Here is a 15,468-nt window from a genome sequence, read left to right on the forward strand (position 1 = left end):
AATGGTAAAGTTCATGGCACTGTTTTTCATTCTGGTTGTTCTGGTGTTGATTGATCTTTACGTCTACCAGGCTGTTGCAACCATCAGCAAGGAGTGGACAGCAGGATGGAAAACTTTTGCAAGGCTCGGTTTCTGGTTTTTTACCGCACTTACCCTGCTGGCCATATTGTGGTATGCCTATGGTGATCCATATAGATATGGATCGCAATTGCGTAACCTGGTACTTACCGGAATTTTTATTGTTTATTTCTCCAAAATCTTCGGGGTACTTTTTGTTTTTTTTGATGATGTTCAACGGAGCATCCGCTGGCTGGTAAACTACTTTAAACAAGACGCCCCATCGCATGGTGGTAAAGTCATCCCACGATCTGAATTTTTAGCCAAGGCAGCAGTTATAACGGCAACCATTCCGTTCGCGGCCATGACCTACGGCATTATTTCAGGTGCCCATGATTACCGCATTCGCAGAAGGACAATTAGGCTGCCCAACCTTCCGAAAGCCTTTGACGGTATTCGCATCGGCCAGCTATCCGATATTCATTCGGGTAGTTTTTTTAGTAAGACATCCGTAAGGGGTGGCATTGAAATGTTTTTGCGCGAGAAGCCTGATTTGATTTTTTTTACCGGTGACCTGGTAAATAACGAAACCAGTGAAGTAGCTGATTACATTGATTTGTTTGCTAAACTAAAAGCCCCGCTGGGTGTATTTTCGGTTACAGGCAATCACGATTATGGCGATTATAAATCGTGGGTGAGCCGGGAGGCCAAGCACAAAAACTTTAGTGATTTGATGGAAGCCCACCGGCTGATGGGATTTGACCTGCTAATGAATGAGTACCGGCTCATCAGGGAAAACGGTGAAGCATTGGCCATTATAGGCATTGAAAACTGGGGAGCCGGCCGGTTTGCCAAGTACGGAAAACTGGATGAGGCCTATCGTGGCAGTGAAGAGGCGCCTGTAAAATTATTGCTTTCGCATGATCCCAGCCATTGGGACGCCCAGGTAAGACCCAACTACCCGGATATCGATGTAGCTTTTGCCGGGCATACTCACGGCTTTCAGTTTGGTGTAGAGATTGGCGACTTCAAATGGAGTCCTTCCCAATATGTGTACAGGCAATGGGCCGGTTTGTATCAAGAAGGTAACCAGTACCTGTATGTGAATCGCGGTTTTGGCTACATTGGTTATCCTGGCAGGGTCGGGATTCCCCCTGAACTCACTATCATTGAATTGAAGCGTGCTTGAGTACGATACTCAGGTGCCTGGCTGTGAGGCCTCCATCTCGCGCCTGCGTTTGGCATCAATGGAATATTTGCCGGCACCAAAAATGGTAAAGATGATAAGCCCGGCCAGCACAATCAGTGAGATTTCAAGCTCCATGTGATTGCCCACGCTCAGAAAGCCTTTGGGTGCATTCACAAAAACTACTGCACCAATCAATACCGGCAGGTTAATAATACTTACGATGCGGGTAAACAACCCAACAGCAATCAGCGGCCCGCCAAGAATGTGTGCAAAAACTACATAGTGAGCCAGCGTTGCCCCTGCAAACCAAACATTGAAACCGGAGGCAGTCATTTCCAACTCATCCATATTAGTGATAAACTCAAGGCCCTTGTAGGTAATAAACAGGCCGAGAATAATCCGGAAGAAGTCAAGAAAGCCGGGGCGGTGAGCGTTACCCCATTTTTCAACATCGGTAACTACACTCATACGGGTAATTGGTTGGTTTATACAAAGTTTAAGAAATGTTTTGCGAAAGGTCAATTCCGGGTTCTGTTTTCTTTACAGCCAAATAAAAAAGCCCGGCTTGGCCGGGCTTTTTTAATGGTTATCCTGAAATCCTAATAATCGTCCCGATTAAAATTTTTTCTGAATCCACCGCCACCCCGGTTTCCGCGAGGGGCATCGGTACGCGGACGGGCCTCGTTTACCACCAGGTTTTTGCCCATAAAATCGGCACCGTTTAACTGGTTAATAGCGCTTTGGGCCGATGACTCATCGGCCATTTCAACAAACCCGAAACCGCGGCTTCGGTTGGTAAATTTGTCAAGGATGATTTTAGCTGAGCTAACCTCACCAAACTGTTCGAAGAGTCCCTTCAATTCTGCTTCCGTTGCTTTAAAAGGGATGTTGGCAACATAAATGTTCATTTGTTAACTGATAAAGTGAATAATTAATTGTTGTTTGATGAATCTTTCTGAAACTCAGTTCGGTAAGAAGATGGGCTCCGGATTAATTGATCAAATCAATGTAAAAATAACCAGAATATGTTATGGTTCAACGGGTACAGGTTGTTTTGAAGTTGCTTACCGGGAAAAAGGCTTTAAAATGGTTTTTATGAGGTATGGTCAGCAACGATAACCCACTTGCCTTTAATTTTTTTCCATAATAAGGTAAAATGCCCGCCCGGATTGTCATGTGTGCGTTTCAGTTCCCATTTTCCAATAACAAAGGCTGTAGTTGGCGAAAGTATCTCCACGGATAGGAGTGTAAAGGTAAGTTGTCCCATGGCCTCGGGTGTTGGGTACCCCTTCTTGTAATTCTCCAGGGTGGTAGTCCAGCCATAGGTAATGCCGTTCCTTCCGATAAATTTCAGGCTGTCGGATTTCCAGTAGCCTTCCATAAATGCTTCAATATCGGCCCGGTTCCAATCCGCTTGCTGTTTTTGCATAATGTTTCGGATGATTTCTGCATCATTTGGTTTTTTTTGTGCGGCTGCGAGGGTGTAATTCAGAAGCAGAAGTGTTGCAAGTAAAAGTTGTGTTCGGAAAGTAAACATGAAATGGTGATTTGGTTTAATTATGATCTTTAACGAAGGTAATGAATTTGAAAATGCATTATAATCCGAAACCACAATCAATACGGGTCAACATCCACCACGGTGCGTACATTCCTGAAGGCACTGTTTTCGCTTAGTGTGCCGATACCGGCTGTCAGTATCCGTTTTATATCCTGCAGGTTTCCGGTATGGCGGGGAATTTTGATGAGAATACTCATCAGATACTGGTTTCTGATTTTTGATACCATGGGTTCACCAGGCCCCAGTATTTTTACCCCGGTAAGTTCATGGCGCAGCAGTTCGGCCAGTGCAGCAGAGGCTTCGTTAACCGTTTTTTTATCAGTGTGCTTAAGAGTCAGTTCAATCAGGCGCGTAAAGGGCGGGTATTGGTGTGCTTTTCGATCGTCCAGTTCAAGTGTATAAAATTCGTTTACCCGGTGGTTAAGCACAACGTTAAGTAAAGGGTGTTGTGGTTGCGAGGTTTGTATAATTACCGTGCCGGGTTTATCCTTTCGGCCGGCCCGTCCGCTAACCTGGGTGAGCAGTTGAAAGGCCCGTTCGTGTGAGCGGAAGTCGGGGAAATGAAACATCCGGTCGGCATTAAACACTCCAACCAAACTAACGCGGCCGAAGTCAAGTCCTTTGGTAACCATTTGGGTGCCGACCAAAATGTCGGTTCGGCCCGCTTCAAATTCGCTGATGATATTTTCGTAACCGGATTTTGAGCGGGTAGTTTCCAGATCCATACGCTGGATGGCGGCTTCCGGGAAATGCAGGCGAAGCTCTTCCTCCAGTTTTTCGGTGCCATAGCCTGACGTGAGCAGTCGCCTGGACGAACAATTACGGCATGCCGTGGGCATTGGCTCTCTGTATCCGCAGTAATGGCAAACCAACGCACTTTTATATTGATGATACGTTAGGCTTACCGAACAGTTGGTACACCGCGGTATCCACCCGCAGTCTTCACATTCCAGCAACGGTGCATAACCCCTGCGGTTTTGAAAAACAATTACCTGTTCTTTACGTGCAAGCGTTTCTTCAATGGCCTTGAGCAAGGCAGAGGTAAACTGCCCTTTGTTCTTCTTTTCTCTCCGTTCCCGGCTCAGGTCTGCCAACGCAATTGTTGGAAGCCGGGCCTCACCAAACCGGGAGTGTAATTGTACCAGCCCGTATTTGCCGCTGTGCGCCAGCCAGTACGACTCCAGCGAGGGAGTGGCCGAGCCGAGCAGTACGCGTGCATGGTGCAGCTGGCCCATAATCAACGCCACATCGCGCGCATGGTAGCGGGGGGCCGGCTCTTGCTGTTTAAAGGAAGTATCATGCTCCTCGTCAACTATAATCAATCCCAGATTATCGAAAGGCAGAAAGACAGCTGAACGCACACCCACTACGAACTTAACCTTTCCGCTCAGAATGCCCCGCCACACTTCCACGCGTTCGTTATCGGAAAAACGGGAATGGTAAACGCCCATCATGTTGCCGAACACTTTTTTCAGGCGCTGAACAATCTGGGTGGTCAGCGCTATTTCCGGCAGCAGGTAAAGTACCTGCGAGCCTGCATCCAACGCCTGCTTTATCAGACTGATGTAGATTTCGGTCTTACCGCTGCCGGTAATGCCGTGAAAAAGTGTGACGTTGCTTTTTTCAAACGACTGCAGAATTTCATCACGTGCGCGAAGTTGGTCATCGCTAAGAGTATTTTCAGGTTGTTCTCTGCTGGTGTCTTTATCAAACCTCGAAATAATAACCTCAAACTCTTCAAAGATGCCGTGCTTGATCAGCGTATTAAGCGATGATTCAGATGAATGGCCCTCCAGTAATTTTTTGCGCGAAAGGCCGGCTTTATTTTGCCCGGCATCGTGCATTACCGGCACTTCCTGCAGGTATTTCAGCACCAGTGCTTCCTGCTTTGGCCTGGAAGCCAGCGTGTTGAATAGTTCATGCAGTGCATCGTTCGACAGGTAATGTTGGGCTAACCGTACTTTCCGCTCGGTTTTAGGTTTATATTTTTCATGCACTTCTTCAAATAGGATGACGGCTTCCTTTCTTACCAGTGATTTAAGAATGGCATAAATCGTTTTTACGCCCAGTAATTTTGATATTTCCGAATAGGTCATCGGGCCGTGCTGAAGCTGCTTTAGCAGCATCTCTTCTTTTTCGGTAAACTCAAACAGTGTTTCACTCCAGTCGAAGGCGGGGTGGAGTTGTGCCTTGGATTCGCTGGAAAGTTTTAACCCGGAGGGCAGGGCGGCATTCATTACTTCACCCGGAGCGCACAGGTAGTATGCGGCAATCCAGTTGAAAAGGTTTAACTGGAGTGAATTTACGGTGGGCTCGTCATCGAGCAGTTCCAACAGGTATTTTACTTCATACTCCCTTGGCGGATTCTGATGAACAATGCTGATGATACCGGTGAGGATTTTACGGTCGCCAAACGGAACAATGGCACGCTGCCCCGGGGCGATACGTTCGTTAAATTCCAGTGGCACGCGGTAAGTGAATAGCTTGGGTACGGGTACCGGCAGAATGAGTTCGGCAAAAAGTGTAATCCGTTCGGGATTTTCTAAAGGGAGCTGCTTGGTCATTGAAAGCCTTCCGGCAAATCTAATGGAATCGGATTCAATTTTTTATACCGTATAATCAGCAGCCACTTGCCTGATGGCATCATTTACTGAATGAACAGGCTGCTTGCAGGTTTTGTTGTAGCACACGTACACCGTGGTTTTAATGCCGGTTTCCTTACCCTGAAGGAGTGGCAGGCGGCTGGCAACTGCAGTGCCCGTGACGAGTGAAATCGGATGAAAGTGCTTTTTGAACTCATTTTTATATAACTGGTATTCTTTTCCGACAAAGGCTACCTCGGCAATTTCCTTATTGGCCCATAACCAGGCCATCGCCCAGTTGCTCATGTAGTTGGGCTCTTTCAGAATCAGTTCATGCATGCCGTCCACCATGTTTTTGCCGAGGGCTATCCAGTCTCCACGGTCGAGTAATCTTCCAAGCCACAGAAGATTTTGTGCCATTACGCTGTTTGATGCAGGGATTACGTTATCGAACAGTTCTTTCTTTCTGGCTACAAGTTGTTTGGCATTTTTTGAGGTGTAAAAGAAAAAGCCATCAGCCGTATCGTAAAAGTCGGCAATTACCTTTGTTGCAAACTGTTTCGCCTTTTCGAGCCAGTCTTCATCAAAGTCGGCTTCGTATAATTTCAGGTATGCCTGGATTAGGAAAGCGTAATCGTCTAAAAATCCCCCGGTGGCTGAACGTTTTGTATTCCAGGTACGGTATAGTGTGTTGCCCTCAATTAGTGTATTTTCAATAAAGCGTATGGCATTTCGGCCCAGTTCAAGAAAGGCGTTATCTGTAAAGGCGTGATAGGCATCCACCAGGGCGCTGACAGCCATGGTGTTCCATCCGGATAGAATTTTAGTATCAAGGCTTGGCTTTATCCGGTGGTTTCGTTGTTGAAGCAGTTTTTCTTTATAACGAACAAGATTTTCCGATGGTGGTAATTCTCCGGCATTTCGGTACAGGATGTTGGTGCCATGCTCCCAGTTTCCGTTTTGTGTTATGTTGAAGTGCCTGCACACTTCGGCTGCTGCGTTTCCCAGGATGTCCGAAACCTCCTGATATGTCCATACATAAAATTTTCCTTCAACCCCTTCGCTGTCGGCATCCAGGGCTGAATAGAAGCCACCGGAAGGATGAGCCATTTCGCGTTTAAGCCAATTTACAGTTTCGTACACGGCCTGTTTATACTCCTCATCACCGGTAACCTGGTACGCTTCAGCGTACAGACTGATGAGTTGCGCGTTATCGTAAAGCATTTTTTCAAAGTGAGGCACAAACCACCGGCTATCCACCGAATAGCGGGCAAAGCCCCCGCCAAGCTGGTCGTAAATGCCGCCATAAAAAATGTGTTTCAGGGTGAGATTAATTTGATTGAGCGCCTGTGGATTTTTGGTTAAATAATAGTACCGAAGCAACCAATGCCAGATGGAAGGCATGATGAACTTGGGAGCTTTTTCAAGGCCGCCATCGTGGCGGTCAAAGGTCGCTTCTATATGCCGGTAGATTTGCTGCAGGCTGTCATTGAAAGCCTCTTCTGCCTGCTTTTTGAATTTCGATACTTCCGATACGGCCAGCAGCCGTGTAAGTTCATCGGCAGTTTGGATGACTTCGTTTTTTCGTGATTGGTAAGCCTTATGGATATTGGTAAGCACCTGCGCCCAGGTGGGTGGCGGAAAATAGGTGCCGCCATAAAACGGTTTTTGGTCAGGTGTCAGGAACACGTTCAACGGCCAGCCCCCGTTAATACCCATGGCCTGTACGGCTTCCATGTACACCTGGTCGATGTCGGGCCGTTCTTCACGGTCAACTTTAATGCACACAAAGAATTCATTCATCAGGGCAGCGATGTCGGCATTTTCAAAACATTCGCGCTCCATAACGTGGCACCAGTGGCACGCGGAGTAGCCGATGCTGACCAGTATAGGCTTATCTTCCTGCCGGGCTTTGGTAAGGGCCTCGTGGCCCCACTCATACCAGTTAACCGGATTGTAGGCATGTTGCAGTAAATACGGGCTGGTTGCCCGGATAAGGCGGTTGGGTATGCGCGAAGAGTCACTCACAGTAACTGGGCTTTAAGCTGATTCAATTCTTTTTCAACATTCACCAGGTTTGCCAGGGGCTCTAATTTTTTTAAAGTGTCTTTTACAAATTGCTGGTGGGCTGCACTGGCCGGATGAAAGGGCTTATGCCCAAGCGCCTGCAGTATGCCGGTCCATTCTGCGATAAATTTTTTTGTGGGCTCATCTGCAAAGGCATGTAAAAACTTTTGCCAGATGTATTCTTCGGCTTCGAAGGAGGGATGAATCATATCGGATTTGTAAAAGCGGTAATCGCGCAAATCGTCCATCATAATTTCAAATGCCGGAAAATAGTGCACCCGTTCATACCGCTCACTTAACGTATGGCAAGTCAGGCGTAACACCGATTTACTCACGCTGTTCATTTCCAGTGTGTCTTTCAGGTGCCGCACCGGGCTCACGGTAAGAATCAGGTTAATGTGGGCGTTAAAGGTCAGCAGTTCGTTGTAAAAGGTCTCGAACGATTCCAGAAACTTCTTCTGGGTAAATAGTTCTTTTTTGAAATTAGAAGAGGGCACTTTGTGACAGTTGGCAACGATTTCACCGGTATCAATTCGGGTATACACCCAGGCAGTGCCATAGGTGATGAGCAGCCAGTTGGCATTTTTTAAAAATTGATGGCTGGCACTGATGATGTTGCTGAGTTTTTGTTTAAGGTTGTCTTTATCCGGAGAACCAAAGGCAGAGTGAAAATCGTAATTCAGGTGAATGCCCTGGTTCATTAAATAGGTGCGTTCAGGCGGCAATTGGTTGTGTAGGGCATACAATAATGCTTTGTGTATGGCGTGCGGGTTATAGCTGACACCAAAGGAATTGGAAAGGCACTCAAACTTGTGTGTGGTAAGCCGGCTGCCTATGGCATCAGCAAAGCATGAGCCTGCTGTAACTAACCGATGCTTTAGCGTTATACGGTCTCTCGATTGCTTTGGAATAAGTTCAGTGCGAAACATGTTCAAAGCTACGAAATAAAAAACCCTGACGGGTGGCGTCAGGGTTTGAGCGTTTTGCTTTTGAGGTGTTATTCCGAAACGACTTTCACCTTGATTTCGTGTTTCACTTCCTTGTGCAAATCAAGCGAAACCGAATAGGTGCCGAGTTGTTTGGGCTGTTCTTTAAATACCACTTTCTTGCGGTCGATGTCAAAGCCTTTTGCTTTCAACGCATCGGCAACCTGCAAAGCTGTAACAGCACCAAAAATTTTGCCGCTTTCTCCGGCTTTGGTACCGATTTCCAGTACCAGTTCACCGATTTTGGAAGCCAGCGCTTCAGCATCCTGTTTGATTTTAGCAGCTTTGTGAGCGGCCTGTCGTACATTTTCTTCGGCCATGCGCTTGTTGGAGTTGTTGGCAATCAGCGCCAGCCCGTTCGGGATAAGGTAGTTGCGACCGTAGCCGGCCTTTACCTTCACGATGTCGTTTTTATAACCCAGTCCCTGAACGTCTTGTTTTAATATTACGTGCATTTCTTCTTCAGTTAAAAGGTTACGAGTTATTTCAAGGAGTCACCGGTATAAGGAAGAATCGCCATATGACGTGCCCGCTTTACAGCCTGGGTAACTTTCTTCTGAAACTTCCAGCTTGTTCCGGTAAGCCTGCGGGGAAGAATCTTTCCCTGCTCGTTGATGAATTTAATCAGGAAATCGGGATCCTTATAATCAATGTACTTGATTCCGTTTTTCTTAAAGCGGCAGTACTTGGCTTTAGGTTCTACGCGCTTAATGGGTTCGTTCATCAGTGTCATCAGGCCAACTCCTCCTCAGTTTTTCTGGGTTTTTTAACGTCTTTGTTTTCTTTCTTCTTGAATTCGCCTTTGCGCCTGCGCTCGTTGTAGAACAGGGCGTGCTTGTCAAGGGTAATGGTCAGGAAACGCATCACTGACTCATCGCGTCTGTACTCCGTTTCGAGTGTGTTCACCACGTCAGGAGTTGCCGAAAACTCGATGAGGTTGTAGAAACCGGTGGATTTGCGCTGGATGGGGTAGGCCATTTTGCGCAGGCCCCATTGCTCAACGTTTATAACATCAGCCTTGGCTTTCTTCAACACCTTCACGAATTTATCGACAGTATCCTTCATCTGGTCTTCAGACAAAACGGGATTCAAAATGAATACTGTCTCGTAGTTTTTCATTGATTTTTACGTGTTTTTAAGGTTTTGAGCCTGCAAAGGTAGGGAATTGCCCCGAATTTGAAAGGGCCTGCCTGAAAATTGAAGAAATGGCTTAAAAGCCTGTTGCCGGCCTATTTTACTACAAACTTGCCGCTGCCCATCAGGTAATCTTCGCAATACACCTCCAGTGTATAGGTTCCCGGGGCATAGTCAGACCCTTTATCGTACAGATAGGTGAGCCGCTGGCGGGTGTTGTCGAACAGGATTTCCTGGGCGGCTGTGTAAAACTCTTCCTTACCGTTGTAGATGAATGTGCCGGAACCGCGCGATACATCGAACAGCACCTGGTTATTCTCATCAATTATCCGGATCATGATTTTCTTGCCTTCTATAGGGGCTACGTTGTTTTCAGCCAGGTTGAATTCGATTTTCAGTTTTCCTACCTGTCGGCTTCGGAAGGGCGATTCGCGCTCTTTGCCCCGGTCGTTCAGCGCTACGATGCGGATATTCTCTGCTTTCAGTTGCGAAGCAAGCGCCACTTTGCCGGCCAGTTCCTGCTTGGTTTGGCTTAACCGGTTGAGCGAGTCGCCTAACTGATTCTTTTCGGTTTTAAGCGTAACATTCTCGTTCAACAGGGCTTTGTTTACGTTTTTAAGCCGTTCAATTTCCTCGTCTTTATTCTTAAGCAGGAGTTCATAGCCCTCCACCTTGTCTTTCAGTTCTTTAATCAGTTTGCCGGAAGCCTGTGTTCTGCGTTTCAGTTGTTCTTCAATTTCGGCTTTGGCCTGTTGCAGGTCGGCCACATCGCCACCGAGTTTTTTTACTTCTTCAATCTTCTGGGCAAGTTCTACCTTCAGTTCTTCCATGCGTTGCATGGTGGTGGCCAGTTCCTCTTCGGTGGTGCTGAGCTGGGCCTGGATTTCGGTTCGCTCCTGGTGGTCGAGGTAAATTTTAATAACCTGAATAATGATAATAATCGAAAGCAGGGCAATAACAATGGTTGCCTTGTTCGACTTTTTAGGAACTTCAGGTGCGGGGGTGGTTTTCTCTTCGCTCATAAAACGGGTATAGCACATGCAAAAATAGCTATATCGGCATGTAATTCAAGTGCTAAAACCGCAGTACAACGTGTTGTTTGTTCAGTGATGGATCGAGGAACAAAATGCCACAGCGAAACAAGTCGATACTTACATACACCAGGGGATTCTTCCGTATTTGTTTCCACGCCTGCTCCATTTCAGGTGTATCGTGAATATCGTCAACAAGTACCATGCTTTTGTGGTGTGATTTTGACAGCAGCAGTTCAAAATACCGCAGCGTAGGTTCCAGCCGATGGTTGGCATCCATAAAGGCCAGGTCAACTTTCGGAATGCGCGAAAGGGTACTGTACAGGGTTTGGTCAATATTACCCCGGATCAATTCAATGTTCTTTGCCCCTGCAAATTCAAAACTGAGTTCAGCCACATCGGCAATCCGGTCAGCACCTTCAAATGTGTATACGGTTGATTCGGGGTATTGGGCAAGGTAAAGCGTGTTGATGCCAAAGGAGGTGCCCAGTTCAACAATGGTTTTTGGTTTACGCGCCATGATAATGCGGTGGTACAACGAAGCGTGCTTGGCCGGAGTAAGGCTTGTTTCGGCAATCTCGCTTATTTTGCGTGTGCTGGCGTTGGTGTGCTTGGAACCTTTTCCGAAATCAGTCACCTCAATGGTACGCTCATCTTTCAATAATTTTTTACGAAGGTTTTCAATGGCAATTAACTCACCGGTTTCGCGCCTGATGGTATTGGTGTAAAAGTCGAACAGGAAGGGCGCATGCAACGAATGTTCATCTACGGCATCAAGCCAGTAGTTGAGATAAGTTTTTATTTTGAAAAAAGGTGACACTCAGTTCAGGCGGAGGGGAGCCACCATGGTAAACTCGGGGATGCGAATGGATAACCGGGTTCCATCTACCACGCGTTCCATCAGGTAAGTACCCACCATTTTGCCAATGCCCGATTTCAGGTTGCAACCTGAAACATACTGGTGTGATTGGCCTGGTTCCAACACAGGCTGTTGCCCTACTACACCTTCGCCTTCCACTTCACGGGTGCTGAAGCCGGCATCGTAAATATGCCAGTGCCTGCGCAGCAACTGGATGGTAAACTCGCTTTGGTTTTCGATAGTAATGCGGTAAGTAAAAACATAGTGGTACTGACTCGGACTGGAATAGGCCGGCTGGTATTCGGTTTCAACGCTTACGCGGATGCCCTGTGTTATTTCAGTTACCATCCGGCCAAAAATAAGGGATTTTTAGTCAACCCCTGAAACTGTTCAGCGGTTGATTTATATTTCCGGAAATACGCTGAAAATGGATGTCAGGATTGCGCCCGGTTGGAAATCAAGGTTATCGGATGAGTTTGTTCAACCGTATTTTCAGCAACTGGCTGCTTTTGTAAAATCCGAATATCAATTGGCAACGGTCTATCCGCCAGGTCGGCAGATTTTTAATGCTTTTGATGCCTGCAGTTTTGAGGATGTGAAGGTGGTTATTCTGGGGCAGGATCCGTACCATGGACCAGGGCAGGCAAACGGACTTTGTTTTTCGGTCACCGATCAGGTACGCATGCCGCCCTCGCTGGTAAATATTTTTAAAGAGATACAAACAGATTTAGGAAAGCCTTTTCCGGCCAGCGGAAACCTGGAGCGCTGGGCCCGACAAGGTGTGCTGCTGTTAAACGCAACCCTTACCGTACGGGCATCATCGCCCGGTTCACATCAGCATAAAGGCTGGGAAATTTTTACCGATGCGGTGATTAAACTTATATCTGCTGAAAAAGAGAATGTGGTTTTTTTATTGTGGGGTGCGTATGCACAAAAAAAAGGAGAGGTGATTGACCGCTCCAAACACCTGGTGCTGATGGCACCACATCCATCGCCCTTTTCGGCCGACCGGGGTTTTTTCGGGTGCCGGCATTTCAGCAAGACAAATGCTTATCTGAAAAGCAAAGGATTAAGGGAGATAGATTGGTAGTAAATCTTTTAAAAGCAGACGCTAAACCGATTAGGATATTACCTACATGAAGTGTCAGACAAAAAGCTGAGTCTACTCAATCATCTTAAAAAACCTGTTCCACCGTATTTTATGCAGTAGGCCGGCATTGGAGTCTATAGAAAGCCAGATGAAAAAGGCTTTACCCACTACGTGATCTTCCGGAACAAAACCCCAGTACCGTGAGTCGAGCGAGTTGTGGCGGTTGTCACCCATCATAAAGTAATAGTTCTGCTTAAAGGTGTACTCGGTTACCTCTTTTCCATTGATGTAGAGTTTCTTGTCTTTGATTTCAGCATCGCTGTTGTGATCGTAATTGGCAATGATAAATCCGTACAAGGCCAGGGTAGAATCGTTGATGGCAATGGTAGTGCCCTTGGCGGGTATCCATAACGGCCCGAAGTTATCGAGCGTCCAGTTCAGGTTGTTTTTAAAACCCGCACCGAAGCCATAATATTCAGAGAACGGAAACAAACCAAAAATCTGATCCTGTTTTTCGCGCTCAACGCTTTTAATGTAAGGCAGCGCCTTTATTTCTTCGGCTTTTTCGGGCGTAATCCACATGATATACTCTACTGTATTTTCATCCGGCCGCCCGATGACGTTGTAATCTTCGGGGCCCAGGTTTAGTTTATCCAGGTTCCGTTCGTTAATGATGGCGGTGGCCTTAACGTGATAAGCCCATTGCGTTAACGGGTGGCTGGCCAACGGTTTATTGTTTACAAAAACCTGCGCATCTTTAACGGTCAGCGTCTCGCCAGCAGCTGCCACGCAGCGTTTGATGTAATTTGTTTTAATGTCAACCGGATAATCTTTCCCTTCATTAAGTTGTTTTGGCGGGATATTAAACACCACCACATCGCCACTTTTAATGGTGGTAATTCCGGGCAGGCGGGTTTGGGGCAGTTGTATCCAGTCCAGGTACGAAGGGATGTTGGTAAACCAAATCTTCTGGTGTGTAAGCGGAATTTGCAGCGGGGTTTTCGGGGTACGGCTGCCGTAATGAAATTTACTTACGAAAAGAAAATCGCCAACCAAAAGCGAGTTTTCCATCGAGGGTGTTGGGATGGTATAGGCCTCCATGATCAGGAAGCGGATTAGTGTAGCGGCCACTACAGCAAAAGCAATGGCCTCTGACCATTCAGCCAATGGTGACTTTTTGATTTGCGGCAGGTCGTTGAGTTTGCCCTGGTATTTTACTTTGTTATCGAATCCCAACCAAAGCAGGTAAAAGAATCCGGTAAAGATGATGAGTATCTGGCTCCACAGCGAGGGCTTGCCAAAGCAGCGGAGCATATCGAAGATGATAACATAATAAGCAAATACATTGACAACCGGTATGAGCAGGTAAATAAACCAGAGTTTCGGTTTGCCCACAATGTTGTGCATCAGCACATATTCAGAGTAAAAGGGTATCAGCGATTTCCATCCTTCAATACCGGCTTTTTCGAAAAGGCGCCAGTAGCCGATGGTAACACCCACACGGATAAGGATGAAGGTTAACAGGATTGCGTTCACGTCAGGTAAGTTTTAAAAAGTTGCAAATAAAGCGATTATCTATAATTGTAAAAAGTCGCCCATCGTCAGTACGCCTTTCTTGCCGGGCAACCACTCCGCCACCGCCACGGCTCCCAGCGCAAAGCCTTCGCGCGAGTGGGCTTCGTGGCTGATTTTGATCGTGTCAACCGGGCATTGGTACTTAACCACATGCGTGCCGGGCACGTTGGCAATGCGGTGTGAAAGAATAGGTAGTTCATGTTGTTTACCAGGGGTGTGATTGACCCAGGTTGTTTTGGATGGGAGGTGTTTTATAATGCCTTCGGCCAGGGTAATGGCCGTTCCGCTGGGAGCATCTTTTTTTTCGGTATGGTGAGTTTCATCAATCTGAACCTCATATGAGTTATAGCCGGCCATTAACCGGGCCAGGTATTCATTCAGTTTAAAGAACATGTTCACACCTATGCTAAAGTTAGACGCATAAAAGAAGGTACCATTACAGTCACGCGTTAACTTTTCGATGAGGCCTTTCTTATCAAGCCAGCCTGTGGTGCCGCAAACTATTGGAAGGTTATGCTGCAGGCACCAGGTAATATTTTCAACGGCAACCTCCGGGCTTGAAAATTCAATAGCTACATCGGCCACAACATGGCCGGGATTGTAACGGTTGCCTGAAGTAATGCGGTCAACGATCCGGTGTCCGCGCTTCATGGCCACCTGTTCAACGGCTTTACCCATTTTGCCGTAACCGAGCAGGAGAATATTCATAGTAAAATTTAACTGATGTGATTGCTGCTGCAAGTAATTACATCCCAGGCCAACCTCCAAGGAGTCAGAAACGAATTACCAGAGAAAGTCCGGCTGTTGTGCCGGTGAGCAGGTTGTTTTCGGCTGTAGGCCTTATGCTCACCTGCAGGTTGGGGTTTACATCAAACTCTTTCAGGTGGGCGTCTACGTGGGCATCCACCATTTGCAACAGGTATACCCCGGCCATCACGATAATCATAAAATCGCGCTCCCGCCTGTAACGGTCAACAATTGTGCGCAACTGGTTTTCCGTAAAACCACTTGGGCTTAGCGATACACCCGTATCAAGCACATAAAAGAGTTCGTTTTTATATTTCAGATAGCCTTCCTGGTAAAAGTTTATGGCATAGCCAGTAGCAAAAAGGCCTCCGTAAACTAATGGTAGTTTCCAATACTTTTTTGTGTATACCTGGCCGGCACCGGGTAATACGGCAGCATACAATAATGCTTTGCGCGGACTGTACCGGTCAGCATAGGATTTAATCAGCACAGTGTCTCTATTGGGCATAACCACGCGCACTGAATCCTTGTGCTGGGCGTATCCGCCAGAAAGGATCACGCAAAAGAAAACGACCGGCAAAGTTTTCATGTAT

17 protein-coding genes are annotated in these 15,468 nt (G+C 46.9%); 2 read left to right on the forward strand and 15 right to left on the reverse strand.

What is annotated here, in order from left to right:
• Window position 1: 1 nt before the first annotated feature.
• Window positions 2-1,246: a metallophosphoesterase gene (locus tag HRU69_09970; protein ID QOI97794.1), complete on the forward strand. Its 1,245-nt coding sequence runs from the start codon at window positions 2-4 to the stop codon at window positions 1,244-1,246.
• A 9-nt stretch (window positions 1,247-1,255) separates the two neighbouring features.
• Here HRU69_09970 and HRU69_09975 read toward each other — a convergent pair whose 3' ends face one another.
• From HRU69_09975 to apaG, 12 genes are all read right to left on the reverse strand, one after another.
• The gene (locus tag HRU69_09975) at window positions 1,256-1,714 is read right to left on the reverse strand and encodes a DoxX family protein (GenBank protein QOI97795.1); all 459 of its coding nucleotides are present in this window, start codon (window positions 1,712-1,714) and stop codon (window positions 1,256-1,258) included.
• A 131-nt stretch (window positions 1,715-1,845) separates the two neighbouring features.
• Window positions 1,846-2,154, reverse strand: a complete 309-nt coding sequence (locus HRU69_09980) for an RNA-binding protein (protein QOI97796.1) — start codon at window positions 2,152-2,154, stop codon at window positions 1,846-1,848.
• A 185-nt stretch (window positions 2,155-2,339) separates the two neighbouring features.
• On the reverse strand, window positions 2,340-2,783 hold the full coding sequence (locus tag HRU69_09985; GenBank protein QOI97797.1) for a nuclear transport factor 2 family protein: 444 nt from the start codon (window positions 2,781-2,783) through the stop codon (window positions 2,340-2,342).
• A 77-nt stretch (window positions 2,784-2,860) separates the two neighbouring features.
• The gene (gene priA / locus HRU69_09990) at window positions 2,861-5,368 is read right to left on the reverse strand and encodes a primosomal protein N' (protein QOI97798.1); all 2,508 of its coding nucleotides are present in this window, start codon (window positions 5,366-5,368) and stop codon (window positions 2,861-2,863) included.
• Between the two features lie 42 nt (window positions 5,369-5,410).
• Complete coding sequence (locus tag HRU69_09995; protein QOI98889.1) at window positions 5,411-7,396, reverse strand: thioredoxin domain-containing protein; 1,986 nt, start codon at window positions 7,394-7,396, stop codon at window positions 5,411-5,413.
• Window positions 7,397-7,410: 14 nt separating this feature from the next.
• On the reverse strand, window positions 7,411-8,382 hold the full coding sequence (locus HRU69_10000) for a GSCFA domain-containing protein (GenBank protein QOI97799.1): 972 nt from the start codon (window positions 8,380-8,382) through the stop codon (window positions 7,411-7,413).
• Window positions 8,383-8,450: 68 nt separating this feature from the next.
• Window positions 8,451-8,894 carry a 50S ribosomal protein L9 gene (locus tag HRU69_10005; GenBank protein QOI97800.1) on the reverse strand — a complete coding sequence of 148 codons (444 nt, stop codon included), beginning with the start codon at window positions 8,892-8,894 and terminating at the stop codon, window positions 8,451-8,453.
• A 26-nt stretch (window positions 8,895-8,920) separates the two neighbouring features.
• Complete coding sequence (locus HRU69_10010; GenBank protein ID QOI97801.1) at window positions 8,921-9,172, reverse strand: 30S ribosomal protein S18; 252 nt, start codon at window positions 9,170-9,172, stop codon at window positions 8,921-8,923.
• Window positions 9,172-9,558 carry a 30S ribosomal protein S6 gene (locus HRU69_10015; protein ID QOI97802.1) on the reverse strand — a complete coding sequence of 129 codons (387 nt, stop codon included), beginning with the start codon at window positions 9,556-9,558 and terminating at the stop codon, window positions 9,172-9,174. Before HRU69_10015 ends, HRU69_10010 begins: the two co-directional genes overlap by 1 nt.
• 110 nt (window positions 9,559-9,668) lie before the next feature.
• The gene (locus tag HRU69_10020) at window positions 9,669-10,595 is read right to left on the reverse strand and encodes a chromosome segregation protein SMC (GenBank protein QOI97803.1); all 927 of its coding nucleotides are present in this window, start codon (window positions 10,593-10,595) and stop codon (window positions 9,669-9,671) included.
• Between the two features lie 52 nt (window positions 10,596-10,647).
• Window positions 10,648-11,424 (reverse strand): class I SAM-dependent methyltransferase, encoded by a 777-nt coding sequence (locus HRU69_10025; protein ID QOI97804.1) that lies wholly within the window; start codon window positions 11,422-11,424, stop codon window positions 10,648-10,650.
• On the reverse strand, window positions 11,425-11,811 hold the full coding sequence (gene apaG, locus HRU69_10030; GenBank protein QOI97805.1) for a Co2+/Mg2+ efflux protein ApaG: 387 nt from the start codon (window positions 11,809-11,811) through the stop codon (window positions 11,425-11,427).
• A 79-nt stretch (window positions 11,812-11,890) separates the two neighbouring features.
• Between apaG and ung the strand changes: the two genes are divergently transcribed.
• On the forward strand, window positions 11,891-12,553 hold the full coding sequence (gene ung / locus HRU69_10035; protein QOI97806.1) for a uracil-DNA glycosylase: 663 nt from the start codon (window positions 11,891-11,893) through the stop codon (window positions 12,551-12,553).
• Window positions 12,554-12,625: 72 nt separating this feature from the next.
• On the opposite strand, the gene lepB is transcribed toward ung, so the two are convergent.
• The 3 genes from lepB to HRU69_10050 form a co-directional block, all read right to left on the reverse strand.
• Window positions 12,626-13,867, reverse strand: coding sequence for a signal peptidase I (lepB, locus tag HRU69_10040; GenBank protein QOI98890.1), 1,242 nt, complete (start codon window positions 13,865-13,867; stop codon window positions 12,626-12,628).
• Window positions 13,868-14,128: 261 nt separating this feature from the next.
• Window positions 14,129-14,836, reverse strand: a complete 708-nt coding sequence (gene dapB / locus HRU69_10045; GenBank protein QOI97807.1) for a 4-hydroxy-tetrahydrodipicolinate reductase — start codon at window positions 14,834-14,836, stop codon at window positions 14,129-14,131.
• A gap of 64 nt (window positions 14,837-14,900) precedes the next feature.
• Window positions 14,901-15,464 (reverse strand): hypothetical protein, encoded by a 564-nt coding sequence (locus tag HRU69_10050; protein ID QOI97808.1) that lies wholly within the window; start codon window positions 15,462-15,464, stop codon window positions 14,901-14,903.
• Window positions 15,465-15,468 lie beyond the last annotated feature (4 nt).

The organism is Flammeovirgaceae bacterium (assembly GCA_015180985.1).
Taxonomy (GTDB): domain Bacteria; phylum Bacteroidota; class Bacteroidia; order Cytophagales; family Cyclobacteriaceae; genus UBA2336.